A 25,516-nucleotide genomic window follows, 5' to 3' on the forward strand; every position below is an offset into this window, starting at 1 on the left:
GTACTCCGCCCAAACGTTGGGCGGAGTAGGTGAACGACGATGAAAATTGTTATTGCTCCCGATTCATTCAAAGAATCCCTGTCCGCAAAGCAGGTGTGTGAAAGTATTGAAACTGGATTTAGCCAAATATTTCCCGAAGCTGAATATGTTCACTTACCGCTTGCTGACGGTGGTGAAGGGACGGTGGATGTCTTACTGCAAGGTCTCGATGGTGAAGTGCGTGAGTCTCAAGTCACTGATCCGCTGGGTAATGCTGTAAATGCGACATGGGCCATTCTTGACCATAAAGAGAAAGAAGGTGGTAAGACCGCATTGATTGAGTTTGCCGCAGCATCTGGCTTGGATCTTGTTCCTGTTGATCGCCGTGACCCAGCTGTATCAACAAGCTTTGGCACAGGAGAACTCATTCGTGAGGCGCTCGATTTAGGTGTTACTCAAATCATTCTTGGTTTAGGCGGTAGTGCAACCAATGACGCAGGAGCCGGGATCGCGCAAGCGTTAGGTGCAAAGTTGTACGACGCAGAGGGTGTTGAGGTACCACGCGGTGGTGCAGCATTGGAAAGTGTTGTTGGAATCGATATCAGTGAATTACACCCTCGCTGTAATGAGGTGGAGTTCATCGTGGCATGTGATGTTGCTAACCCTCTTTTAGGAGAAGAAGGCGCGAGCCATGTGTTTGGGCCGCAAAAGGGTGCATCGCCAGAGCTTGTTGACACGCTTGAATCAGCTATCACTGGCTTTTCTAAAGTATGTTCGACGCTCACCGGTGTTGATCACTCACATTCTGCAGGCTTTGGTGCAGCAGGTGGCACTCCATTGGGCCTGTCTTTAGTGTTTGATATTCAGATCAAGCAAGGGATTGAGATGGTTTTGGATGTGCTTGGCGCAGACGAAATACTCAAAGGTGCAGATCTTATTGTTACAGGGGAAGGTCAGATGGATAACCAAACCCTACAGGGTAAGACGCCATTTGGCATCGCAAATCGCGCAAAACGCAAGGGTATTCCGTCAATTGGAATCGCCGGTTCGCTTGGTCATGAGATTGATGAGCTATACAGCACAATCAACAGCACCTTTGGCACCGTGCGTTCACCTCAATCTTTAGAACAAGTTCTGTCAGAAGCGAGCAAAAACCTTACTCGTACTGCCCGTAATATTGCAGCCACGCTCAAGCTTGGCGGCCAGATTTTTAATGAGAAGTAATTATGTCTCTATTTAAACTCGACAACGTTATTCAAAACTACGCATGGGGCAGTAAAGACTCCATTAATCAACTGTTTGGTATTGTAAATCCCAACCAAGAGCCTCAAGCTGAGATCTGGATGGGCGCTCATCCGAACGGTTGCTCAAAAGTGGGTGGTACAGGCGAAGCACTTTCTAATGTGATTGATGAGAACAAGGTTGATGTGCTCGGTGGGTACACAGCAGCGCGATTTGGCGAGTTGCCTTTCTTATTCAAAGTACTAGCAGCAGAGACGCCGCTATCGATTCAAGTTCACCCTAACAAGCGCAAATCTGAAATGGGGTATGAGCGAGAGAACGCACTTGGTATTCCACTGAATGCCTCTAACCGTAACTATAAAGATCCGAACCACAAACCAGAACTGGTTTATGCGCTAACTTTCTATAAAGCGATGAACGGATTCCGACCGATTGAAGATATCATCTCACTGTTTGAAGAAGCGAATATACCTTCGTTGGCAATTGAGCTGAATGTTCTTAAAGCTAATGCGGATAGCGATGCGCTGAAGGCGTTCTTTACCGCTATTATGTCGTTAGAAGGTGAAAAGAAAGAAGCAGCTCTCAATGAATTGGAAGCTGCACATCAACGCTCGGCTAAAACGGTCATGGGGCGTGAAGCGATGCAGTACAGCAAAGATTTTAAACAGCACTATCCCGGTGATATTGGTTTGTTTGCTCCACTGATGCTCAACACCGTGGAGTTAGCACCGGGTGAAGCGATGTTCTTGTTTGCAGAGACACCTCATGCTTACGTTCAGGGTACTGGCCTAGAAATCATGGCGAATTCAGATAATGTTCTTCGTGCAGGTTTAACCCCGAAATACATTGATGTACCAGAACTGATTGATAACACGATCTTTGAACCAATCAAGCCAGAAAATATCCGTCTAAAACCTGTGTTGAAAGAAGGCAAAATGAGCTATCCAATTCCAGTGGACGATTTTGGTTTTGATATCTTGTCAGCGAGTGATGAAAGTAAATCACAATATCTACGTAGTGCAGAGATTCTATTCTGCGTAGAAGGGGAAGCAACGGTCACCTCGGAAGGGCAGAGCATTACGCTCAAGCCGGGCGAGTCGGTATTTGTGAGCAATAATTCAAGCGTTTACCAATATCAAGGGAATGGTATCTTGGCTCGTGCTTTTAATTAGTGCCCCCGCGCTAGTCGAAAGCAAAAAAGATATCAGAGCGTTATGAGTCATAGTTAACGCTCAATATTGGTTTAATGGTAACTATCGAACTGTTATAAGCAGTGACTAAGTTTGACCATACCCGCCGTCTTTGGCGGGTTTTTTCGTTGTGAGGCCGGAAACACAACGCTCTAAAACGATAAAACCCCGCTGTATAAGCGGGGTTCGAAAAGCAATAAATGCACAGGTGTTTAAGCAATGTGAGTCATTTTGTTGATGACAAATGTTTCAATTAAACCTTCTGTCGCTGCCATGTAGTCGGCAATATGTTGGCTAGCCAAATGTTGTTCAAGTAGCGCTTCAGACTCCCAGTTTTCGTGAAAAACGAAGTGAGCTGGATTGTCATTGTCTTGGTGTAGATCATAGTTGATGCAGCCTTCTTCAGAACGCGTAGGGGCGATCAACTTGATTAGTTCGGCTTTCACGAGGTCTATGTTGTCTTGTTTAGCGGCGATTGTTGCAATAATAGTGAGTTTGCTCATTCCTTTTTCCTCGGAGTTCTTCTCGGTAAGTGCACGTAATATAGATACAAAAAGACCAAGGTTAAAGATTGGCTATATCCAATGACTATGGAAACTTTAGTCCATAATAAGGGGTGTGAGGTGACAGAAAGAACTGTCTAAAAAGTAATAAAAAATGCCCGACTGTAGACGTCGGGCATGAGTGCGAGAGTGTAGGTTCCGGTATTAGTTGTGGATTTCAGCTTTAATCCAAACCATACGGTGATCAGACGAAATGTCTTTACCGTTGCCGTAATTGCCAACACGTTCATCGTTCATAAGAAGACGACCGTTCTCAAATGTTGCTGGCCAGTAAACACCAGAATCTGAAATAGTTAGGTTTTCCGATGGAACAACGTGATCAAGACGAAGGCCGCTCGTACTAGTTACTTGACCTGGGTATGGCGTATCCCAGTTCGCTTCTTTACATTCACCAAGAGCAAGACACTCTGGGCCACCAAGGCTAGAAGGTGCAAGTGGGCCGAATGTCGCTAAACGGTTAACTTTGTCGTGATCCATCAGCGCATTAATTGCCGTTAGGTCACCATCACCTTTGAGAGGATCTGCGTTAAGATCGCCCATTACGACGAATTTCGCGTCATCAGCTAAACCACCTGTCACACCCTTGTCATCGTACATGTAGCTTTGACCTTCGATGTAGTCAACCCAGAAGTTAACTTCGTCAGCATTTTGAACTTTGTTCTTACCTGTGTCGAAGATTGGTGGTGTTGGGTGAGACATAAGAAGGTGAATCGTCTCTGTTGTACCATCTTCTTGTGGAATCAAAATTGGCGCGTCGACGTGGTTTTTAGAAGAAAGACGAACTTCTGCCCACTCTTCAGCGGTATACCAATCATCACCACACTTCATACCTTCAGGGATCGGGTTCCAAGAGTCGTTACAATTAGTGATTGTTGGCATAGTCGCTGTAGGCATGTCTTTCCATTTGAACTTTTGGAATGTACGAATGTTGTTGTGGTCAATCTCATACATAGACATTAGAGCGAACGCATATTGTCCGTGGTAGTTACCAAAACCCCAAGCATCACCAGGTAGCTGACCTGCGTTACCATCATTATCAAGATCAAAACCAAATTCGTTAAGAAGACCGGTGTTGGTCGCGAAGTTTGCAAAATACTGGAATACGATAGGTTCTAATTGGATGCCGTCTTGATCAAAACTGTTAGAGTTTTGAGAAACCGCAAGGTAGTTCAAACGGAAACCGATAAGAGCGTCGTTGTTTTCAGCTGTACCGTCGTTATTAAACTCAGCCATCATGATTACAGCTGGGCGCTCAGTTTGGATGATTGCTGCGACATTACGAATTTGGATAACTTTAAGTGCTGTTGCGTTGTCTTCATCCGACAGCGTTTTGTCTTGCCAACCCTTAATCAACGCATCTTGTTGTGGCTTAGTCAGTTTCATTTCAGCGACAAGATCTTCGTAGGTGTAGCGATCGAACGACAGGTTAAATACTGCAATACGTCCTTTGCTGTCTACTGGTGTAGGTTGTGGGACTTCAGGCTGAGGAACTTCTGGGTAGTAGTTGTTCGTTGTTTCGTCACCGCAGCCGAATAAAAGGGTAGTAGAGATTGCTAGTGCTAGTGATGATTTTAACATTTTCATAAAATGACTCGCTTATGTTGTCCGTGGAACAGGAGGGCGCGCATTCTATGTTACAAAATGAGATTCCGTAAGTGACTTTGGTCACACTTGGAAATGTAAGCAAACGTTTTCTTACATTGATTGTGTGATATTTGACATTGGTCCATTTTTGATTAGAGTTTTTATTCAACCTTAATCATAGATTATTCCTTTGGGTACAAAAAAACCTAGGCGATGGTCACCTAGGTTTTTGATTTAAAATAATTTTATGTTGCAGAAACGTTACGCGTATTGTTCGACAGTTTGTGCCCAATTTCGCTTCTGTTGCTCAAAGTTCACTTTGATTTGCTGATATCGAACTTTAAGTAGCGAATGCTCATATTTCTTAACGACGTCATCACGCTTACTCTCAAGCAACTGCTTTTTAACTGCGTAATATTCATTCATGTTCGCAACGAGCGCGTCAAATTCCGCTTGTAGCTTTTCAGCAATTTGGATGTTGTCTGCGCGGTGCATGATTTTTTGCTGCGTGCGCTTTAACAGCATTGTCGCTTCCGCTTTTTCAATTCTTGCTTGTGGCGTTTTCTTTAACTTAGACGTTAAGCCACACAGTGATGCACCCTTAATAAGCCATTTAGTTGGATCGTATTGCCACCAGTAAATGCCGTTGCGGTAATCGTTCTCGAAAATATGATGGAAGTTGTGGTAACCCTCACCAAAAGTAAGAACTGCCAGAATGCCATTGTCACGTGCAGTGTTTTTATCTGTGAAAGGTTGGCTTCCCCAGATATGAGCAAGAGAGTTAATAAAGAAAGTGGTGTGGTGGTTTAATACTAAACGAACCGCGCCTACCATCAGAAGCATACCAATGACATCACCATAGATAACGCCAAGCGCGATAGGCACACCGAAATTCATTATCAGCGCTAGTAGGATGTAGTGTTTGTGTTGCCACATCACAATTTTGTCTTTTTTAAGATCGCGACAATTTTCGTAATCTTTATAAATTGATGTGTTGTAGTTGCGGATCATCCAACCAATATGAGAATACCAAAACCCACGTTTCGCTGAGTAAGGGTCTTTGTCATTGTTATCGACATGCTTGTGATGTACTCGGTGATCGGAAGACCAGTGAAGGGCACTGTTTTGAAGCGCAAATGCGCCACCCAGCGCAAAAAGAAATCGTAAGCTAGAATGTGCTTCAAAGGCTTTATGAGACCATAAACGATGGTAACCCGTTGTTATTGATAGATTACAGAAGCTAAAACAAACCGCTAACCAAATCCAATGCTCCATACCATAGCCGTTGTAATAACCATAAAGTGGCGCGGCAACTAATGCCAACAGCATACTAAAGGAGAAGATAAAAACGTTTAGCCAGATCAGAGGCGGCTTCTTATTTTGCGTTGTATTGCCAGTTGTCATCAGCATATTCCATTGAGCTTACAGTTGTGCGCTAGAATATCAGCGTACACGTGTAAGTCAAGAATCAAAGTGTAAGTACCTATTAGTTGTCAGGTTTTAATAGTATGTTTTGCTTTAATTTTGTAGGTAAGTAGTATTAAATGTAGAAGTTATAAATAAATGGAAGTGCTAAGGGCTAATAAATGGAAATTAGAGTAGCTGAATATAAAGATTACGAGCGTATCGCACAGTTACATGCAGAGAGTTGGAAAATTTACTACCGCGGAATTCTAGCTGACAAATATCTAGATCAGGACGTTCTAGAAGACAGATCAGTAATCTGGCAAACCCGTCTTATCAATCCTCCTTTTAATCAACACGTTTTACTCTTAGAAGAGGGTGGGTTGTTAGTTGGCTTTGTGTGTGCGTTTGGTAATCACAATTTCGATCGCGGCACCTTTATTGATGCGTTGCACGTGGACAACGCCTATCGTGGTCGTGGTGTCGGTAAACGTTTGTTGTCAGAGCTGTCAGAACGACTTGAGCAGTACTACTCAGACAGTGGTCTGTACCTAGAAGTAATGTCGAAAAATAAGCAAGCAATCGGTTTTTATGAATCTATTGGTGGCAAAGAAGAGCTTGAGCAGATTTGGGATGCACCTTGTGGCAGCCAAGTCAAAGAGAAAGTGTATTCTTGGCCATCGCCTGCGAACTTAGCTCAGCAATTACAAATGCCTGCGTAATAAAGCAAAACGATTATCAAGAGAAAGCCTCTAGCATTAACCGCTAGGGGCTTTTAGTTTGTGTGGTTTTTTAAACGACAGCGGCTTCGATATTTGGATGGGCAACGTTACACCATGAGATGCAGTTTCGACCGTTCTTTTTAGATTGATATAGAGCTCTATCGGCGTCTTCAATCAATTGTTCGACTGAACCAACCGCACGATCGATATGTTTCACTCCCACAGAAACCGTCACCTCAAGTGATATCTTTGAAGGAGAGGTAAGCAAGTTATCAGCCAGTTGTTGTGCTTGGGTTACATTTAGACCTTGAGCAATAATCAGAAATTCTTCACCACCATATCTAAAAAGGTTGCTCTTAACAGGCAGCTTCGCCTTAATCGCTTTCGCAAGCTCCTTGATAACCATATCTCCGGTTTGGTGACCATAAGTATCATTCACCGATTTGAAATGGTCGATATCAATCATAATCGTCGTCATCGATTGATTGCGGTTGATGTTTGGCTCGATAACTTGGTGTAGATAGAGTCGGTTATAACAACCTGTCAATGCATCTTGGTAGGAGAGCGCTTCAAAAAGGTTCGATTGTTTTCGTAGCTGTATAGCTTGCTTGCGCAGTTGTTCAGATTGAGAGAAACGTTTATGAACTTCTAATTCTCTTCTTAAGCATGCTGCAGCCACTAATACATAGGTTGCTAGGTAAATCGATATGATTTCCAGTTCGTGTGCGGGTTCAGCGGCGTAGAGCAGTGGGGATAAGCCGATAAGATAGCTAGCGAGTATGCAGCTCAGGGTGATTAAACTGTATCGCGCAGACAGTCGTGAGAAGGTGCCAATATAAATCATGACCAGAATAACACCGCCTTGATAGTCATAATTGCCAAACTCGATGGCTATTCTACCAACAACAACGAGAAACAGTGCGCTTGTTATCAGCGTTATACTCTCTAGCTGTTGAAGCAAATTTGGTCGATTATTTATGCAGTAATAAGCGGCTCCCGCCATCATTCCAGAAAGTATGATACGCAGTACAATAGGCATAATGCACTGATCGCCAAAATGAATGAAGTCGGTGATGATGAAAGCAAAAAATATGGTGATCGGCAGGTAGATGAAATTGACATACGGCAGGTATATTTCATTCTCAAAATAGGTTTTGAAACGCTGGTTTTGAAAACCGGGATATGAACGCATCTTAAAATTCGCTAAGGGATCACAAAATAGTGCGTCAGTATGTCTATGAAACTCAGTAATGTAAATTCTAGATTTTATTTATGTGACAAGATATTAGTTCTATCAATGATAGGTCGATTATGAAAAGTCACGCCCTAGTACTAAGACTAGGGCGTCAAAAGAAGGGAAACTGCTAACTTTAATTGCTAAAGAACAAACGAGAGTTAGCGCTTGTTTTTTAGATAACGCTTACGACGTTCTTCTTTCTTCTTGGCTTTTTCTTCTGCCTTACGCAGCGCTTCTTGCTCAACTTCAATCAGCTCTTGAGTAATCATTTCTGGAAGCTCTAGAGTGACTTGACCAAGCGTACCGTTACGAAGTTCGTGAAGAAGAATTTCTGAACATTTATGCAAATCAATGTGACCACCTGCACGAAGTGCACCACGCTTACGGCCGATCTCTTCCATCAATTCAATGTCAGACTCTGGCAGATCTTCGATTTGATAGCGTTCTTTTAAAAGGTGAGGGTATTGCTTTGCCAAATACTCAACGGTGTAAAATGCAACTTCGTCATATTCCATTGCCGTATCTTTTACTGCACCGGTAGCGGCAAGGCGGAATCCACTGTGTGGGTTTTCTACTTTAGGCCACAAAATTCCCGGAGTATCAGAAAGTACGACGCCGTTTTGCAGGTTAATACGTTGCTGACGACGAGTAACCGCAGGTTGGTTACCTGTTACGGCGATCGTACGACCCGCTAGACAGTTGATGATCGTTGACTTACCAACGTTTGGAATACCCATAATCATGGTACGAATGTTTTTGCCGATCTCTTCACGGTGAGGAGCTAGCTTACGTACGAGTTCCATGATGTGATTCACTTCTTCTTTAACGCTGGTGGTAATTGCGATCGCTTTTACTCCTTGTTCTTTCTCAAAGTGCTCAATCCACATTTGGGTTAATTCTGGATCGGCTAAGTCACGTTTATTAAGAACTTTAACGACTGGTTTACCTGCTTTGATCTCGGCAATCATCGGGTTTTCTGAACTAAATGGTATGCGCGCATCTAGCACTTCAATGATAACGTCAACTTTAGGGATAACTTCTTCGATTTCTTTGCGAGCTTTGTGCATGTGGCCAGGAAACCATTGAATAGACATAGAGATAAACCTTGATAAATATATTTGCTGCACATTGTAAGGGTTGGATGATACGTGTAAAGGTATATCTATCCTTGCCTTAGTTGAGCGGAGTGAAATTTCTTAAATTATAGATAATTTAATGGATGTTTTCGCAGCGTATGTCCGAGTCTAATTGTTACTGAGAAGAATAGAAGGCTGCGATGTCTTTTAAGTCTTGGTCGTTGAGCTTGCTCAGTTGGGCGCGCATCATTTCAGCATAGTTGCTTTGTCTCTCTCCATTTTGATACGCTTTCATCGCATTAACGAGATAGATTGGGTCTTGGCCAGAAAGACTAGGGTAGGCGTTGTTGGTAGATGGTCCTGTAGGACTATGACAAAAAATGCAGCTTGGTGATTTCATTTTACCTAGCTCAGGATCACCAAAATCGTTAGCCAGAACGGAATAAGAAAGAAGGGCTGTAACTAGAACAATGGATTTAGTGAACACGTTTATACTCCTGTGAAAACAAAAGTATAGAGCTTCCCCTTAGGGGAAGCTCAAGTCTTTATTCTGTTACAGGAAGTTAAAGTACTTTCTTTAGTTCACTTAAGAAACGTGAAATGTCTTCTGCATCGATATCACGATGAGTGACAAAGCGTACTGGGTTACTCGGCGTCATAGTAATCCCTTGATCAGCTAACTCTAACTCGATGCGATTAATATCAACCGACGCGTCCAATTTAGCAAAAACAATATTGGTTTGAACAAAGTCAGGGTTTACCGAGAAGCCCGGCAGTTTACTAAGACCAATCGCCAGATCTTTCGCATTTTTGTGGTCAGTTTTGAGCTGTTCAACGTTTTCTGTTAGCGCCATTTTACCAGCTGCCGCTAAGATACCTGCTTGACGCATACCGCCACCCACCATCTTTCTTAGACGACGTGCTTTAGCGATGTATTCTTTGCTACCTAGAAGCAGTGAGCCTACAGGAGCACCTAACCCTTTAGATAAACAGATGGTCATTGAGTCAAAGTGTTGAGCGATCTCTTTAACAGGGACATCCAAAGCTGCTGCTGCGTTATAAACGCGAGCACCATCTAAATGGAGTTTTAAGCCATGCTTAATAGTAAATGCACGTGCTTCTGCTAAATAAGAGAGAGGTAACACTTTGCCATTGATGGTGTTTTCCAAGCTTAGAAGAGTCGTACGTGCAAAGTGGCTATCGTCTGGTTTAATGGCGCTTTCGAGTTTGCCAAAGTCGAGAGTCCCGTCTGGGTTGTTCTCGATCGGTTGTGGTTGAATTGAACCGAGCACTGCGGCACCGCCAGCTTCGTATTTATAGTTATGAGCTTGCTGGCCGCACAAGTATTCATCACCACGACCACAGTGTGCCATCAACCCAAGTAGGTTGGCTTGAGTGCCTGATGAAGTAAACATAGCGGCTTCAAAACCTGCTTCCTTGGCTGCCCACTGCTCTAAATCGTTTACCGTCGGATCATCACCGTAGACATCATCGCCAACCTCGGCATTTGCCATTATTTCGCGCATTGCTTGACTTGGTTTTGTTACGGTATCAGAACGGAAATCCATATTGCTCTCCTATAGGTAGCCACAAAGCTGGGCTTTACTTAAACATGCGATAGTTTTGGTATCGGTAATTTGGTCGTTACGAATTTTTTGTTGTAGCTCTTCAATAGTGAGCTCTAACACTTCGATAATCTCGTCATCATCACAGCTAAAGCGAATCGTTAGGTTTAATTCTGAAGCAACAAAGAGGTGTTGAATCTCGTCGCAGAAGCCTGCTAGTGGCGTTACTTGACCCAAGCTTTGAAATTGACCAGCGCTGTAACCAGTCTCTTCTTCGAGTTCGCGCTTTGCACAATCTAAAGGTGTTTCACCTTGTTCCATGGTGCCAGCTGGTAGCTCCAACAGCCACTTTTTAAGGGATGGTCTAAATTGATTGATAAGAATGACCTTTCCGTTAGACGTGATGGGAAGTATGACTGCTGCGCCAGGGTGTTGAATCGTGGTGTGAGTTATTGAAGCCCCGGTGGGTAATTTAACATCCTCTTCTACTAGTGAGATGCTTTTCCATTTGTGGATTATTGTTTTCATGGAGTGATAGTCACTTTCCTTGCCAATTGCCGGACATATAAGACGTCGACCACCTTAACGCCAAATATGTCGAAAATAAAAGAAAAATTCTGAATGTGTTCCCAGAAACTCATCACACATTGTGACTCTATTCTCAAAATTGGAATCTTTGATTACACCAAAATTACCAACCTAACCATCTGATATAAATGCTACTCAACAATAAAATACACTTGTAACAAAGTGCTAACAAATGTATAAAAACATATCTACACTCTTAATTATCTTGAAAGTTTCCGGAGTTTTGCTGTGATGAACCCTTCTGTATCTTCCCATGCTGACAAAGCATTACTCTCCGAACGCATTAACAAGCTTGCTCAAGCCTTATCTGACGGTGTCTACGAGCGTGAAGACACCATAAAACTTTGTTTACTTGCTGCGCTTGCAGGCGAAAGTGTTTTCTTGCTTGGTCCTCCGGGTATCGCGAAAAGTTTAATCGCGAAACGTTTAATACAAGCTTTCGATAACAGTAGCTACTTCGAATATTTGATGACTCGCTTCTCAACCCCAGAAGAAGTCTTTGGTCCATTGAGTATTCAAGAATTGAAAGACAATGGTCGTTACGTGCGTTTAACCGAGGGTTACTTACCAACCGCACAAGTTGTTTTCCTTGATGAGATTTGGAAAGCGGGTCCGGCAATCCTTAATACACTATTGACTGTTGTTAACGAAAAGACCTTTAAAAATGGCAGCGATATCGAACGTGTTCCGATGCGACTGCTGGTTTCTGCGTCCAATGAACTACCAGATGAAGACAGCGGTCTAGAGGCACTTTATGACCGTATGCTGGTGCGCGTGTTCGTAAACCGTATTCAGAATAAGCAGAACTTTAAGTCAATGCTGACGACTGGTACACCTCAAGAAGCGACTATCCCACCGGGTCTTGCTATTACTGATATTGAATACCATCAATGGCAGAAAGAGCTTGATCGCCTAGAGCTCAACGACAACGCATTCGACAAGCTTTACGAGCTTAAAACCATGCTTGAAGAGACAGTCAAGAAGCAGGGTGGTGCGATGTCAGACTCTGAACTTTACGTGTCTGACCGTCGTTGGAAAAAAGCCGTTAAGCTGCTTAAAGCGAGTGCATTCTTCAGTGGTCGCGATACGGTGAATCCGCTTGATATCATGCTACTTCAAGATTGTTTATGGCATAGCCCGGAATCTCGTGATGTGGTTCGCAGTGTCGTTAACGACTTTGCGTTAAACCGAGCGTTTGACCAACAAGAATCCAAACACCAAATTGAGCTAGCACGTGAAGAGTTAGAAGAGATTCAAGAGGATGTAGAGTCAACTCTCTCTGTATCTCTTTCTATGGAAACGAGCAGCGGTCTACTGCGTAAAGACATTTACCAGCACGATATCAAGAACGCAAAAATGTATAGCGTAGGCAGTGCCTACAACCTAGTGAAGTTGGTACTACTGCAAAGCAACATGTCAGTATCTGAATCTGAAAAGGGTGACAGTCGCTGGGTTTACGTTGCGAAAGACGATTTCGATCGCGTGATCAAAGAAGGTCATGGTGACATTTATGGTTATGTAAATGAAAACAAAAACCTATGTCGCCTTAAGCTTGATTTAGATGCCTCCAATCAGCTCGTAATCAAAGACATTGCTAACCGCTCCGTGTTAGTGAGTGTTGTGACATCTGATGGTTTGGATAAAGAGCTATACGATAAATGGTTAACGGGTGCAGAGGCGGCGCTTAAGCAGCTTCAAGACGCAGAGTTCAACCTTAAAAAAGTACGCTCAGATTTTCATGGCGCACTACCACATAACTTTATTGACCCTGAATTACCGAAGGCGATGGAAGCAAGCTTGCAAGCCATCACTCAAGATCTTGAAACCACACAGGTTAAGAGCAGTAAGATCGTTCAGCGTATCAAGTTCATGAGCCAATACTTCGAGTAAGGGGACCCTATATGTTAGGAGCAGACGGATTAAATCTGGCTTTAATGGTGGCAGACTCTGGCATCATTGATACTGCAATGAATGACTTATTGGCCCGCTCGCAAGTCATGATGGCCGCGGAAAATAAAGGCGTAAAAACCTCAGTTAAGAACCATTTAGTCAAGTGGCGTGGCAAGGTGAAAAAGCGCGTCACCAAAGTCTGCGAGACCGATCGATTCCAACAAGAAATTGCTCTTTACCAAGAAGTGATTCACTGGAACGAAGAGCAATTTTTTGAAGAGATCGATTCGGTGATCAAAAAGCTTGAGTGGCACTCAGCGTTTTATCTGCAAGCTCGACGACTGCTTGAACATAATAAAGGCGTTTATAACGCCATGTTCCCTCACTATTTCTGTGACCAATGGTACCAAGCCCTTTCTGAAGCGATCAAGCAAGCGCAGGTGACAGAGCTTGAAGCGAGTAAAGAGAAAGTGTTAGCTGACCTTTACCAGCGCATGGAAACCATGAAAAACATGGACAAAGTGACGGAGTCGGGTGACGAAGGTAGTGTAGGGCGTTTGTGGGATATGGCGTCAGCCAAGCTGAGTAAAACCGACCTTACCGTAATGAAACGTCACGCAGAGTTTCTAAATAAGCACAAAGGTCTGCAAGAGATTGCTGAGAAGCTTGGTCGTATGGCGGGTTTAGAAGATGACCCGTATCTGCATAAAGCGCCAGTTGAAGAGCTTCAGATGGTCGAAGAAAAAGCCGATGAAGCGGTAGACGATATTGTCGGTATTCACGAAAGTGACGACCTAAATAAGATGCTGCCAAATGAGACCATGTTTTTGGCTTACCCAGAACTCGAAGTTATCTTCTACAAGCATTTAGCTGATAAGCGTTTATTGAGTTACCGCTCTCAAGGTAAATCTCGAACTTTAAGAAAAGTGAAAGCGCAAAAGCCAGATGCTAAGAATGTAGACATCGAGAAAGGGCCGTTTATCGTCTGTGTTGACGCCTCTGGCTCAATGAGCGGATTCCCAGAACAATCAGCTAAAGCTATGGCTTATGCTCTGATGCAAATTGCATTGGCAGAGGAGCGCGATTGTTACGTAATTCTGTTCTCTTCAGAGCAAATCACTTACGAGTTGACTCGTCAGGACGGATTGCGTGAAGCGAGTGACTTCTTAAGTTACTCATTTCACGGCGGTACCGATCTAGAGCCAGTATTGATGAAGTCGATTGATCTTATGATGGGCGATAAGTACAAGAACGCAGATTTGGTTGTGCTTTCTGACTTTATCGCACCTAAGCAATCTGATGAGATGATCGCGCAGGTTGAGAAATTGAAACAGCACAAGAACCGCTTCCACGCTGTGAGCCTTTCTAAGTACGGCAACCCTCAATTAATGAGTATGTTTGACCATTGTTGGTCGTATCATCCAAGCCTCGTTGGGCGTTTAATGAAAAAATGGTGATGTAAATTGCTGTACGATTTCTGTCTGAATAGGTGGAAGGTGCAGCAATTTGATTTAAATGTCAGCAAACGGAATTTAAATGCACATTTTTATTTGACTATCCTTCCTCAATCCGTAAAGTAAGCACCCGAACACAGCGGGGCAATATCCTAACGTGTTGAAATAAAAAGGCGCCTTGGCAGAGTGGCTATGCAGCGGATTGCAAATCCGTGGACCTCGGTTCGACTCCGGGAGGCGCCTCCATTCAAACCTTAAGTTTGAATACTATGCGACACTAGCTCAGCTGGTAGAGCGCAACCTTGCCAAGGTTGAGGTCACGCCTTAAGCCTTGAAGATAGGGAGCCTCGTGTTTCGCTCCAAATTTTGTAATGTTGATTGGCATCGACATTAAGATGGTGTTTACGAATCGTAACGGCATCGCAATAAAGAATTGCGTGCCCTGGTGGTGGAATTGGTAGACACAAGGGATTTAAAATCCCTCGGCGTTCGCGCTGTGCCGGGCATCGACATTAAGATGGTGTTTACGAATCGTAACGGCATCGCAATAAAGAATTGCGTGCCCTGGTGGTGGAATTGGTAGACACAAGGGATTTAAAATCCCTCGGCGTTCGCGCTGTGCCGGTTCAAGTCCGGCCCGGGGCACCATCTATTTCTCTTCTAAAGAGATATGTAGTTACCTTAGACTACAACAATAAATTTAAGGCGCCTTGGCAGAGTGGCTATGCAGCGGATTGCAAATCCGTGGACCTCGGTTCGACTCCGGGAGGCGCCTCCATTATTCATTAAAACCAGTCCTCGTGGCTGGTTTTTTTGTGCCTGAATTTTGAAACTTCATTTTAAACATCTCTATTTGACGCACTAAAGGCTGGGCTAACTCGATCACGTTTCTAATAGCGTGTTCTATACTACTTTGGTATTACACAAGTCACATATTTATGAATCATGCTCAACTTGTTTCATTAATGCGTTGAAACTCTCATAAAATCAGTTGCATAGATGAGACTATAAAACACTAACTCATTTCCTAGGTTTTATAAGAGGCTCATAATTATGCAATTTAGTCTAAAGAGGAAGATGGTTTCCTCTGTGGTTTTGGCGATTGCGGTGACATCTGCCATTTTACTTTTCATTGGCTACAAAACGTTCCAAACCAACAGCTGGCAAGCGATCGAGAGTGAAAGCCGAAATACACTCCATGCTCACGCCAAAGGCATTGGTGATTGGTTTCATGACAAGAAGCAAGCCGTCAATGGACTACAGCAACAAATTTCATTCAACCCTGATCTCGATATTGTGCCGCACCTACGTCAAACCTTGGTGTCTGGTGGATTTGGCCTAAGTTATTACGGCAATAAAGAAGGTGAGATGTTCCGTCATGATCCTTCTTTGAATAAACCTGGTTACGATCCGCGTGTTCGTGGTTGGTACAAAGAGACGCTCGCAGCGAACAAGGCAATCACGACTAAGCCTTACGTAAGCGTAACGATGCAGACGTTAGTTGTTACGCTGACAGATCCTGTGTTTGAAAATGGTCAAATCGTTGGGGTTGCAGCGTCTAACTTAGCATTGGATAAGTTGATTCAAGACGTATTGGCGATTCCGGTACCGGGTGATGGTCGTGCTATTTTGATCGATACTCAAGGCACAGTGGTTGCGCACAGTAACAAAGACTTCATTCTCAAGAAGATCACCGATATTGCACCAGAGCTCAATGTTGCGAGCTTAAACTCAGCAGCTGCAAACTTAACGACGCTTTACGCGGACGTAGATGGCGTGGAGAAAGTGATCATGGCGGAACCAATCAAGAATACCGATTGGATGCTTGTGATAGAGATGAACAAAGAGGTCTTGGAACAGCCATTATTTACTATGCTGGTCAACCAAGTTACGACAGGTTTAATCGTGCTTATCGTTATGGCAATCGCGACTTCTTGGTTTGTTGCTCGTCAACTTGTCGAATTAGGTCGCGTAGGTGAAGCACTGGCAGACATCGCAGAGGGTGAGGGTGATTTAACGCGCAGACTAACGGTTTCTAGTCATGATGAAGTGGGTCAATTGGCAGATAAGTTCAATACCTTTATCGACCGTCTCCACGAGATGATGAAAAACGTGAGTAACGTGTCTTCGGCGATGACGCATGGTGCAGAACACGCAAATCAAAGTGCAATGAAGCGTAGTGAGAGCGTTGGTAAGCAGCAAGATGAAATCACGATGGTTGCGACTGCTGTGACTGAAATGGCGACAGCAACGTCAGAGATTGCGTCGAACGCCGATAACACTGCTAAGAGCGCTACTCACTCCGTAGAGTTGAGTGAACAAGGCTTCCAGCAAATGGAGAAAAGCCAAGCTTCGATTAATGAGTTAGCGAATGAGTTGACTGGTGCGGTATCTATCATAAGCGAACTTGAAGAGCATGGTCAGCAGATTGCGACGATTCTGGCAACGATTCGTGAGATAGCAGAGCAGACCAACCTATTGGCACTTAATGCCGCGATTGAAGCGGCGCGCGCGGGTGAGCAAGGCAGAGGTTTTGCCGTCGTTGCTGATGAGGTTCGCGTATTGTCTCAAAGAACGCACGCTTCAACGGAAGAGATTGAAGATAAGATCAAACGACTTCAACAAGCGACTAGTGGCGCGGTTAGGGTGATGAACCAGAGCCATGATATGGCACGCACTAGCGTGAATGACGTTAACCTAGCGGGTGAGAGCCTAGAGCAGATTCGTGAAGCGATTCAGGTGATCAGCGATATGGCGACGCAAATTGCCTCAGCGGCTGAAGAGCAATCGCTAGTGACGGCTGAAATCAATACGAATACTGAATCGGTTCGTGAGGTGAGTGATGTGATGGCTGTGGATGCTTCCGATGCAGTGGTTCAAGCTGACCAACTCAATCAGCTAGCTAACGACCTGAAACAAGAACTGAACCGCTTTAAGCTGTAACCTCCGTAGGAAAATTCAATTCAAGCACAGGCTTTCGCGCCTGTGCTTTTTTTGTTCTTCAACGAACACTCCCTTCTGTTAAGCGACAATCGACAGGGTTAATCTTAAAACGCTCATAGTTCTCATCCTTTGTTATCTGACTGTCTTGAAGTAATCTAAATGCCAATCGTTACGTCTTTTAAAAGAAATGCATGAAAAAGTCTCAAGTATTAGCAGAGAAACTTAAGAATCAGATCGAACACAATATTTGGTTGAGTGGTGAGAAACTACCGTCGATCAGAAATGCTTGTAAGCGCTATAAACTGAGTATTGAGACAGTTCTCCAAGCATACCAACAGCTTGAAGCTGCGGGTTATATCTATGCTAAACCTAAATCTGGTTACTTTGTATTACCCCGCCGGAATGTACTCTCCAGTAAAAACCTAACCTCAAAAGCAATTACGCCATACCCTGTTCGAATCAGCGACCTGCTTTATGACGTGCTTCAAAAGGCGAAAGACCCCAGTATTATTCCACTTAGTTCTGCTTTCCCAGATCCGTCTTTGTTTCCTCACCAAGCCTTGTCGCGAAGCCTCGCTAGTGCCAGTCGTCAAATGCCGGACAATAGCATGCTGACCAACTTGCCTCCGGGTAATCAGACTCTAAGAAGACAAATTGCACAGCGCTATCAGGTGAATGGGCTCAATGTGCTTCCCGATGACATCGTCATCACCTCTGGGGCTATGGAAGCACTCAGTTTGTGTTTACAGTCTTTTACGGAGCCGGGTGATCTGGTTGCGATTGAGTATCCCGCTTTCTACGGTGTGCTTCAAACCATAGAGCGATTAAACCTAACCGCGGTAGAGATCCCAACCAATCCAGAGAATGGGATCGACCTTGATGTGCTCTCTTCAGTATTCTCATCAATGGATATCAAAGCGTGTTGGTTTATGACAGCGGCTCAAAACCCAGTAGGGTACTCAATGAGCACCGAAAACAAGCAGCGCCTTGCACAGCTGGTGAATCATCATAACGTACCGATGATCGAAGACGACGTATATCGAGAGTTGTTCGTGGGCAGTGAATCGAGCCTTCCTGCTAAAGCTTATGACCAGAATGACAATATTTTGTTGTGTGGCTCGTTTTCTAAGTCACTCTCACCCGGATTCCGAATTGGATGGGTTGTTGCCGGACAACAAGCACTTAAGATCCAACGCTTACAACATTTGGCGACACTATCCAGTAGTATCCCAATTCAATTGGCACTGTCTCATTATCTAACGTATTACAGCTACGATAACCACCTCAAGAAGCTACGAAAGGTACTCCATGAGCGGAAGCAGGATCATATCAGTTTGCTTAGCGACTGCTTGCCGCAGAACACGGTTATTCATCTCACGCAGGGTGGATACTTTATTTGGATTGAATTACCGAAAAGTGTTTGTGTTGAAACACTGTACGATAGGGCGCTCGAACACAATATTTCCGTTGCCCCTGGAATCATCTTTAGCGGTGATAAACGTTTTAATCATCACATCCGAATCAACTGCTCTTATGCCTGTGATGACAAGATATCAAAAGCGATCAAAACCTTAGGGGATCTGGTTGTTCAACTAAGTCATGGCAATCAAGAGTCGGCCTAATTTTGATACTGCAACTGTTACGAATTTACAATCTGTTCTAATTTTTAGTCACTGATCTGTTCTAGTTTGGTTCGATGGAACTGTGCTGAAATACGCTCCAACTTATGTATGAAAGTCATCATTATGATGTTTGGAGCTTTAATGTTTGATGTTGTTGAATTATCGCGCTTGCAGTTTGCGTTGACGGCAATGTTCCATTTCCTCTTCGTCCCTCTAACCATTGGTATGTCGTGCTTGTTAGCCATTATGGAGTCAATCTATGTGCTAACGGGAAACAAAATCTATCAAGATATGACACGCTTCTGGGGAAAACTCTTCGGGATAAATTTTGCGTTGGGAGTGACAACAGGCCTGACAATGGAGTTCCAGTTTGGCACTAACTGGTCTTACTATTCCCACTATGTTGGTGACATTTTCGGTGCGCCCCTCGCAATTGAAGCGTTGGTGGCTTTTTTTCTAGAGTCAACGTTTGTGGGACTGTTCTTCTTTGGCTGGGAGCGTTTGTCAGCGCGCCAACACCTAGTTGTCACATGGTTAGTTGCTCTGGGTTCGAGTTTCTCGGCGTTATGGATCTTGGTCGCGAATGGTTGGATGCAAAACCCGATAGGGTCGGAGTTTAACTATCAGACTATGCGAATGGAGATGACGAGTTTCGCTGAAGTGGTGCTCAACCCTGTCGCACAAGTGAAGTTTCTGCATACCGTATCGTCGGCTTATACCTGCGGCGCGATGTTTATCCTCGGCGTGAGCGCTTATTACTTGTTGAAAGGACGCGACGTTGAATTCGCCAAGCGATCATTCGCTGTTGCATCTTGTTTTGGTATGGCATCAATCATTTCGGTTCTGGTATTGGGTGATGAGTCAGGTTATGAGCTAGGCGATGTTCAAAAAGTAAAGCTAGCTGCAATTGAAGCTGAGTGGCACACCGAACCTGCACCGGCTGCATTCACACTTTTTGGCTTACCTAATCAAGAGAAAGGTGAAACCGATTATGCTGTGAAAATCCCTTATTTAATGGGAATCATCGCCACGCGCTCACTGGATGAACAAGTAACAGGGCTCCATGATCTCAGAGAGCAGCACGTTGATCGTATTCGTAATGGCATGATTGCGTATGATTTGCTGGAACGTTTACGTGCTGGCGATAGCTCAAATGCGACAGCAGAGGCGTTTGACGAAGTGAAACATGATCTCGGCTATGGTTTATTACTCAAGCGTTACACCGATACTGTCACTGACGCAACTGAGCATCAGATCCAAATGGCTGCAGACGACTCCATTCCAACAGTTTGGCCGCTTTTCTGGTCATTCCGTATCATGGTTGGATGCGGTGTTGTAATGCTGGTTGTTTTTGGTGCTGCATACCTTCAAACCTATCGTAAGAAATTCACAGCAAAACCTTGGGTTCTTAAAGCAGCGCTATGGTCGATCCCCTTTCCTTGGATCGCGATAGAGGCTGGGTGGTTTGTTGCTGAATATGGTCGTCAGCCATGGGCTGTAGGGGAGGTACTTCCAGTGACGATGGCTGCATCACAGCAATCAGCTGAAGATGTACTGCTTACCCTCGCGTTAATCATGGCGCTCTATACGGTCTTTATCATCGTTGAAACCTACTTGATGGTGAAAGTAGCGCGCAAAGGCCCAAGTAGTTTGAAGACTGGGCGTTATCACTATGAGCAAAGTGATCATTCAGTCGAAGCCAAGTTAGCCCTGCAAGCACAGCAATAAAGCGGAGTCGTTATGTTTGAATATGAAACGTTAAAAATGATTTGGTGGGTGTTGATCGGCGTATTGCTGATTGGCTTTATGATCACCGATGGCTTTGATATGGGTGTCGGTGCTTTGCTGCCTATCATTGGTAAAACCGACACAGAGCGACGCGTGATGATCAATTCCATTGCACCACACTGGGATGGCAACCAAGTGTGGCTGATAACGGCGGGTGGCGCACTGTTTGCTGCATGGCCTATGGTTTACGCGACAGTATTTTCGAGTCTATACATCGCTATGTATATGGTTCTGATTGGTTTGTGGTTACGTCCGTTAGCACTTGAATATCGCGCTAAAGTGGAAAGCCAGCAATGGAAAGATGTATGTGACTACGCTATAGCCTTTGCAGGAGTATATCCCCCTCTATTATTTGGAATTGCTTTTGGCAATTTGTTACAGGGAATACCTTTTTCTTTGAATAGCCTATTGATGGTGACTTATCACGGAAGTTTTTTAGATTTGCTTAACCCGTTTAGCCTGTTGAGTGGGATTGTTGCTGTGACAATGTCGCTACTACAAGGAAGTACTTGGCTGTTGTTGAAGACTAAACATGATATCTATGACAAGGCTCGTGCTGTCGGCCAAATGAGTGCTTGGGCGGTATTCGTTTTAATGGTGATCGGTGGTTTGGTAATCGGTGATCTTATGGGCTATCAGGTTGTGAGTGTGCTCAACCAAAATGGAGAATCGAACCCGCTGAATAAGGTTGTTATCGCTGGTACCGGAATGTGGTTGAGCAACTTCGAGACCTATACATGGATGTGGTTTGCACCTATTGGCAGTGTCGTATTTCCAGTTGTAACGTTCTTCTGTATCAGGCTATCGAAAGATCTAATGGCATTTATAAGCTCTAGTTTAACCAGTGCCTCAATCATATTAACGGCCGGTTTCACTATGTTTCCGTTTATTGTGCCATCGAGTTTCAATACTAATCACAGCCTGACGCTATGGGATGCGACTTCAAGCGAGCTGACGCTGAATATCATGACAGGTGTTGCCTTTGTTATGGTGCCAATCATTCTTGGTTATACGGCATTTAGCTACCGTACTATGCGTGGCAGGCTTGATAACAAGTATGTTGAACGAAACAGTCATTCACTCTACTAGGAGGCACTATGTGGTATTTTGTTTGGATTTTGGGTTTGATGTTGGCATCTGCATTCACTGTTTTAAATCTGGTTGGGTTAGAGAAGCAGGCCGAAAACAACAGTGGTTGATGAATTTGAGCGGGATATAGATTGTGTATTTAAATGAGAACGTAATAGAAATCGATATTTCTAAGGGTAAGGATTGAGCTATTTGTATTCTTCTTATGCTAAAAGTTCGATAAATAACCATTTGAATTAAAAAGATAAAATATATATTGATCTCACCGCTCAATCCGTTAAAGTACGTCTCGTTCTCGCGGCACAGGCCGATGAGAGATGGTGTTGCCATCGCATGATTGCGTTGCCCTGGTGGTGGAATTGGTAGACACAAGGGATTTAAAATCCCTCGGCGTTCGCGCTGTGCCGGTTCAAGTCCGGCCCGGGGCACCATCTACTTACTCGTAAGAGGGAACAGAGTCGAACTCTTAAAACTCGCACAATTTGGCGCCTTGGCAGAGTGGCTATGCAGCGGATTGCAAATCCGTGGACCTCGGTTCGACTCCGGGAGGCGCCTCCAAATTACAAAAGACCAGCCTAGCGCTGGTTTTTTTGTGTCTAAATTTTGTCTTTCTTCCCATCTTCAAATTTCTCCTAATTACTCCTTTCATTGGCATAATCCGTTCCGGAATCCGGTTTTGCTCGGCCATGTAAGCGTGTGTAACCAAAGCAAGCATAAAAATAAAACAGTGTTCATAATGATTGCTCTTGTGGATGAAGGAAAAGTTATGTTTAAAACTCTTATCAATATTTCACTTATTTCTATGTTAACTGGCTGTGTGCTTTACCCTACGACGCGAAACTACTACAAGCCCGTGATTGCGGAAGGGCAAGTTGAAGCGGCAAGTGCAGCGTGTGGTTATCACACGGCGAAATATGATGGGATAGAACAACAAAATGACAATATGTTGGTTGGTGTGTATCCGCATTTTGAGGCTGAAGGCAATACACTGACACTGACTTTTGCGACGGAATCTGAATACGATAATATTGAGTTAACTTTGGATAAGGTAACCAGTAATGATGTGGTTTTGACAGGTGAACCTGAAACGCTAACGCGCTCAACCGGTTATGTTGTAGATAATGTTCATCGTGTGTGGTTCACATCGAAGTCACTGCAGATGCAAGAGCAAGCCGATACATTGACGCTTTTCGTTTCCGATAATTATGGCAATGAATATCAGTTCAAGTTCGAATTCACTCGTAAGAAAGACATCTATTATTCGTCAATTAACTGCTAACAAAAAGTAGGCATCACTTAGGGAGCGACTTTACGAATTGTCGTTATCTCTGATCAAAGAAGTCTTTGTTACGAATATACTTACTCATTAAGTGATATGAGAAGGGGCGAATCACCCAGCTCAGCAGCGAACGCCCAAAGCGAATTAGGGTGGGGGTGTTCTCATAGATTCGACCGTTGTAAAGCCAGAGCATTCTGCCTGCATGCCAGTAGATAAGGGGAATGGGTGGCATGAAAGTCACGATGTCTAAATCACAGCAGACACGGTAGGTTTTCTTTTTAAGAGAGTAGCGCTGCTTGAATTGCCAGTTGCCAATTGCTGGTTGGCCAAACGTCACGACACGTTTAATGCTCTTAGGGTATTTGTGATTCAGGTAATCAGCGAAAACGCAGCCAATCGCTCCACCGGAAGAGTGGCCGGTGATGGTCACTCGCTTGCCTTTTTCGATGAGTGGCGCGAGTGTTGTTTCTAAACGTTCGAAGACTGAAGCGCCGAGTGTATCGTCGTTTCTACTGGGTTGGCTCTCTTGAAATAGAAGATGATAAAACCCTGCGTGGATACGGTAGCTGAGCCCAATGGATTTACAGCTTCTTGTCCATAACGCGAAGTTCAACAGCCAGTCACTGAGGCTATGAGAGCCTTTGAGTACGACAATCACTTCAGTTTCAGCTTCACTCCAAAGAACTCGGATTATGGTTTTACCAAATTGATTTTTGATGATTCGTTGTCCGTTTGGGTCAAACCCATAGCGTGTCTGCTTGAACACTCGTGGGTAGGCGAGATTGCATAAAACGGCATACCTTTCATACTGGTATCTTTTAAGTGGTTTCAAATTTGACTCCAATCGTCCCTTTACTTCTTACCTTAGTGGGCAATTGTGAAATATCCATGAAAATTAAAATGAAGAGATTAGCTTGAAAGGCTCTATGTGTTTATTTTGTTCAACATTAGTTCAAAGTGTCAGCGAACGAGTCAATAAAGTTGAGGCAACGGTTGACTCAGTTTTTATAGGCGCTATAGTACATCCCGTTCTCGCGCAGAGAGTGCAAGAACATGGCAAGATTGTTATGCGACACGGTTTAATACAATGTCCCTAAAAGAACAATCAAGCTCGAAGGCGCCTTGGCAGAGTGGCTATGCAGCGGATTGCAAATCCGTGGACCTCGGTTCGACTCCGGGAGGCGCCTCCATTTCACTACCTCATCAGATTGGTCAGCTATGCTGGCTTTTTTTATATCTAAATTTTGTGCTTCGAGCTGAACAAGTGTGAGATTAGGGTCAGCTTTTTCGACCAAAAGCGCCTAAAATAACTTTGTTATCAACAAGCTTGCGAGTGTTCATGAGAAGTACCGACGATTACATCATTTTTTATCACTTAATGGAGCAAGGCTCTTTTAGTGGGGCTGCAAAACAGATGCAGTTGACTAAGTCGGTGGTGAGTAAACGTATTGCTAAGCTAGAACAAGATCTTGGTGTGCAACTTCTCTATCGAACGACGCGCAGCATTAAGCTTAGTGAAGCGGGTCAGTCGTTTTATGAACAAGCAAAACGCGTTTATCAAGCTGTTGCCACAGCAGAAGAATCGATTGTTGGCTTAGGCCAGAGTTTATCCGGTAGTATCAAAATTACCGTGCCAACTATCTCTGGTGAGCTGATTTTACCGGCTGTGATTGCTGAATTTAACGAACGTTACCCCGACATCAACATAGACATGGATCTCGATAATCGTTTTGTTGATATCGTCAACGATCGCTTTGACCTTGCCATTCGAACCGGTGTGCTACCAGACTCGAGTCTGATTGCGCGTAAGCTGGTGGATGCGCACTGGGTAGTGTGTGCCTCTCCAAAGTATCTCGCCGTAAATGGCAAGCCTGATTCCCCTCAAGAGTTAGTGAAACACAACTGTTTGGCATACTCGTATCAAGAGACAGGGGCAAAAGAGTGGGCCTTTAAAACGGGTGATGAAGTCTACCAAGTGAAAGTAGATGGTAACCTGTGTACCAATAATTCATCTGCACTAAGAAATGTGGCGCTGTTAGGGCAAGGGATCATTTATGTACCTAGAGTCTTGATTCATGATGATTTGGAGCAGGGGCGTTTAATCCAACTTTTTCAAGGAGAAACGGCCAAGTGCTTAGGCATTTATGCGGTTTACCCTTATACACGTCAGCAACCTGAAAAGGTGAAGCGTTTTATTGAACACCTATACCAAGGTTTTCAAAAGCGTAGTCACCAGTTCTAGTCTAGGCATTGTTTAAGTCTCTAGGCAATGCCTCCTATTCAGGCAGTATTTAAATAGTT

At 44.1% G+C, this 25,516-nt stretch carries 21 protein-coding genes and 7 tRNA genes; 19 read left to right on the forward strand and 9 right to left on the reverse strand.

All coding sequences use genetic code 11. The features are described 5' to 3' along the window. Nucleotides 1-39 precede the first annotated feature (39 nt). Together L1D60_RS04275 and manA are read left to right on the forward strand one after the other, a co-directional pair. Nucleotides 40-1,203, forward strand: coding sequence for a glycerate kinase (locus tag L1D60_RS04275; protein ID WP_239839893.1), 1,164 nt, complete (start codon nt 40-42; stop codon nt 1,201-1,203). Nucleotides 1,204-1,205: 2 nt separating this feature from the next. Then, nucleotides 1,206-2,393 carry a mannose-6-phosphate isomerase, class I gene (gene manA, locus L1D60_RS04280; RefSeq protein WP_239839894.1) on the forward strand — a complete coding sequence of 396 codons (1,188 nt, stop codon included), beginning with the start codon at nt 1,206-1,208 and terminating at the stop codon, nt 2,391-2,393. Between the two features lie 230 nt (nt 2,394-2,623). Here manA and L1D60_RS04285 read toward each other — a convergent pair whose 3' ends face one another. The 3 genes from L1D60_RS04285 to L1D60_RS04295 all read right to left on the reverse strand — a co-directional run bounded on the left by L1D60_RS04285 (nt 2,624) and on the right by L1D60_RS04295 (nt 5,962). Further along, the gene (locus tag L1D60_RS04285; protein WP_239839895.1) at nt 2,624-2,914 is read right to left on the reverse strand and encodes a putative quinol monooxygenase; all 291 of its coding nucleotides are present in this window, start codon (nt 2,912-2,914) and stop codon (nt 2,624-2,626) included. A gap of 204 nt (nt 2,915-3,118) precedes the next feature. Then, entirely contained in the window at nt 3,119-4,558 is a 1,440-nt protein-coding gene (locus L1D60_RS04290) for an endonuclease/exonuclease/phosphatase family protein (protein WP_239839896.1), read from the reverse strand. 261 nt (nt 4,559-4,819) lie between these two features. Then, nucleotides 4,820-5,962 carry a fatty acid desaturase gene (locus L1D60_RS04295; RefSeq protein ID WP_239839897.1) on the reverse strand — a complete coding sequence of 381 codons (1,143 nt, stop codon included), beginning with the start codon at nt 5,960-5,962 and terminating at the stop codon, nt 4,820-4,822. A gap of 182 nt (nt 5,963-6,144) precedes the next feature. Between L1D60_RS04295 and L1D60_RS04300 the strand changes: the two genes are divergently transcribed. Continuing rightward, a complete protein-coding gene (locus L1D60_RS04300; protein ID WP_239839898.1) occupies nt 6,145-6,684 on the forward strand; it encodes a GNAT family N-acetyltransferase in 540 nt (179 codons plus the stop codon). Nucleotides 6,685-6,754: 70 nt separating this feature from the next. Here L1D60_RS04300 and L1D60_RS04305 read toward each other — a convergent pair whose 3' ends face one another. The 5 genes from L1D60_RS04305 to L1D60_RS04325 all read right to left on the reverse strand — a co-directional run bounded on the left by L1D60_RS04305 (nt 6,755) and on the right by L1D60_RS04325 (nt 11,090). Continuing rightward, complete coding sequence (locus L1D60_RS04305; protein WP_239840452.1) at nt 6,755-7,813, reverse strand: GGDEF domain-containing protein; 1,059 nt, start codon at nt 7,811-7,813, stop codon at nt 6,755-6,757. Between the two features lie 266 nt (nt 7,814-8,079). Next, entirely contained in the window at nt 8,080-9,015 is a 936-nt protein-coding gene (ylqF, locus tag L1D60_RS04310; RefSeq protein ID WP_239839899.1) for a ribosome biogenesis GTPase YlqF, read from the reverse strand. Nucleotides 9,016-9,172: 157 nt separating this feature from the next. Then, nucleotides 9,173-9,484 carry a cytochrome c gene (locus L1D60_RS04315; protein WP_239839900.1) on the reverse strand — a complete coding sequence of 104 codons (312 nt, stop codon included), beginning with the start codon at nt 9,482-9,484 and terminating at the stop codon, nt 9,173-9,175. A gap of 76 nt (nt 9,485-9,560) precedes the next feature. Then, nucleotides 9,561-10,565: a low-specificity L-threonine aldolase gene (ltaE, locus tag L1D60_RS04320; protein ID WP_239839901.1), complete on the reverse strand. Its 1,005-nt coding sequence runs from the start codon at nt 10,563-10,565 to the stop codon at nt 9,561-9,563. 9 nt (nt 10,566-10,574) lie between these two features. Beyond that, nucleotides 10,575-11,090 carry an NUDIX hydrolase gene (locus tag L1D60_RS04325; RefSeq protein ID WP_239839902.1) on the reverse strand — a complete coding sequence of 172 codons (516 nt, stop codon included), beginning with the start codon at nt 11,088-11,090 and terminating at the stop codon, nt 10,575-10,577. A gap of 291 nt (nt 11,091-11,381) precedes the next feature. Here L1D60_RS04325 and L1D60_RS04330 point away from each other — a divergent pair, with 291 nt between their 5' ends. From L1D60_RS04330 to L1D60_RS04395, 14 genes are all read left to right on the forward strand, one after another. Then, on the forward strand, nt 11,382-13,040 hold the full coding sequence (locus tag L1D60_RS04330) for an ATPase RavA domain-containing protein (RefSeq protein ID WP_239840453.1): 1,659 nt from the start codon (nt 11,382-11,384) through the stop codon (nt 13,038-13,040). 11 nt (nt 13,041-13,051) lie between these two features. Beyond that, entirely contained in the window at nt 13,052-14,497 is a 1,446-nt protein-coding gene (gene viaA, locus L1D60_RS04335) for an ATPase RavA stimulator ViaA (RefSeq protein ID WP_239839903.1), read from the forward strand. 169 nt (nt 14,498-14,666) lie between these two features. Next, nucleotides 14,667-14,740: transfer RNA gene (locus L1D60_RS04340), tRNA-Cys, on the forward strand. A gap of 25 nt (nt 14,741-14,765) precedes the next feature. After that, nucleotides 14,766-14,856 (forward strand) — tRNA-Gly (locus tag L1D60_RS04345). A gap of 199 nt (nt 14,857-15,055) precedes the next feature. Next, nucleotides 15,056-15,142 (forward strand) — tRNA-Leu (locus L1D60_RS04350). A 56-nt stretch (nt 15,143-15,198) separates the two neighbouring features. Beyond that, nucleotides 15,199-15,272: transfer RNA gene (locus L1D60_RS04355), tRNA-Cys, on the forward strand. A 299-nt stretch (nt 15,273-15,571) separates the two neighbouring features. Further along, on the forward strand, nt 15,572-17,437 hold the full coding sequence (locus tag L1D60_RS04360; RefSeq protein ID WP_239840454.1) for a methyl-accepting chemotaxis protein: 1,866 nt from the start codon (nt 15,572-15,574) through the stop codon (nt 17,435-17,437). Nucleotides 17,438-17,628: 191 nt separating this feature from the next. Beyond that, entirely contained in the window at nt 17,629-19,059 is a 1,431-nt protein-coding gene (locus L1D60_RS04365; protein ID WP_239839904.1) for a PLP-dependent aminotransferase family protein, read from the forward strand. Nucleotides 19,060-19,200: 141 nt separating this feature from the next. Continuing rightward, entirely contained in the window at nt 19,201-20,787 is a 1,587-nt protein-coding gene (locus L1D60_RS04370; protein ID WP_239839905.1) for a cytochrome ubiquinol oxidase subunit I, read from the forward strand. 12 nt (nt 20,788-20,799) lie between these two features. Continuing rightward, nucleotides 20,800-21,936: a cytochrome d ubiquinol oxidase subunit II gene (gene cydB / locus L1D60_RS04375; protein ID WP_239839906.1), complete on the forward strand. Its 1,137-nt coding sequence runs from the start codon at nt 20,800-20,802 to the stop codon at nt 21,934-21,936. A gap of 8 nt (nt 21,937-21,944) precedes the next feature. Next, nucleotides 21,945-22,046 carry a cytochrome bd-I oxidase subunit CydX gene (gene cydX / locus L1D60_RS04380; protein WP_239839907.1) on the forward strand — a complete coding sequence of 34 codons (102 nt, stop codon included), beginning with the start codon at nt 21,945-21,947 and terminating at the stop codon, nt 22,044-22,046. Nucleotides 22,047-22,280: 234 nt separating this feature from the next. Beyond that, a tRNA-Leu gene (locus L1D60_RS04385) sits at nt 22,281-22,367 on the forward strand. A gap of 53 nt (nt 22,368-22,420) precedes the next feature. After that, a tRNA-Cys gene (locus L1D60_RS04390) sits at nt 22,421-22,494 on the forward strand. 208 nt (nt 22,495-22,702) lie between these two features. Continuing rightward, complete coding sequence (locus tag L1D60_RS04395) at nt 22,703-23,215, forward strand: hypothetical protein (protein WP_239839908.1); 513 nt, start codon at nt 22,703-22,705, stop codon at nt 23,213-23,215. Nucleotides 23,216-23,258: 43 nt separating this feature from the next. Here L1D60_RS04395 and L1D60_RS04400 read toward each other — a convergent pair whose 3' ends face one another. Beyond that, on the reverse strand, nt 23,259-24,047 hold the full coding sequence (locus tag L1D60_RS04400) for a lipase (protein WP_239839909.1): 789 nt from the start codon (nt 24,045-24,047) through the stop codon (nt 23,259-23,261). A gap of 284 nt (nt 24,048-24,331) precedes the next feature. Here L1D60_RS04400 and L1D60_RS04405 point away from each other — a divergent pair. Further along, nucleotides 24,332-24,405 (forward strand) — tRNA-Cys (locus tag L1D60_RS04405). 149 nt (nt 24,406-24,554) lie between these two features. Beyond that, the gene (locus tag L1D60_RS04410) at nt 24,555-25,457 is read left to right on the forward strand and encodes a LysR family transcriptional regulator (RefSeq protein ID WP_239839910.1); all 903 of its coding nucleotides are present in this window, start codon (nt 24,555-24,557) and stop codon (nt 25,455-25,457) included. Nucleotides 25,458-25,516: the final 59 nt, after the last annotated feature.

Origin of the sequence: Vibrio sp. Isolate30 (genome assembly GCF_022397975.1) — a bacterium.
Lineage (GTDB): Bacteria > Pseudomonadota > Gammaproteobacteria > Enterobacterales > Vibrionaceae > Vibrio > Vibrio fortis.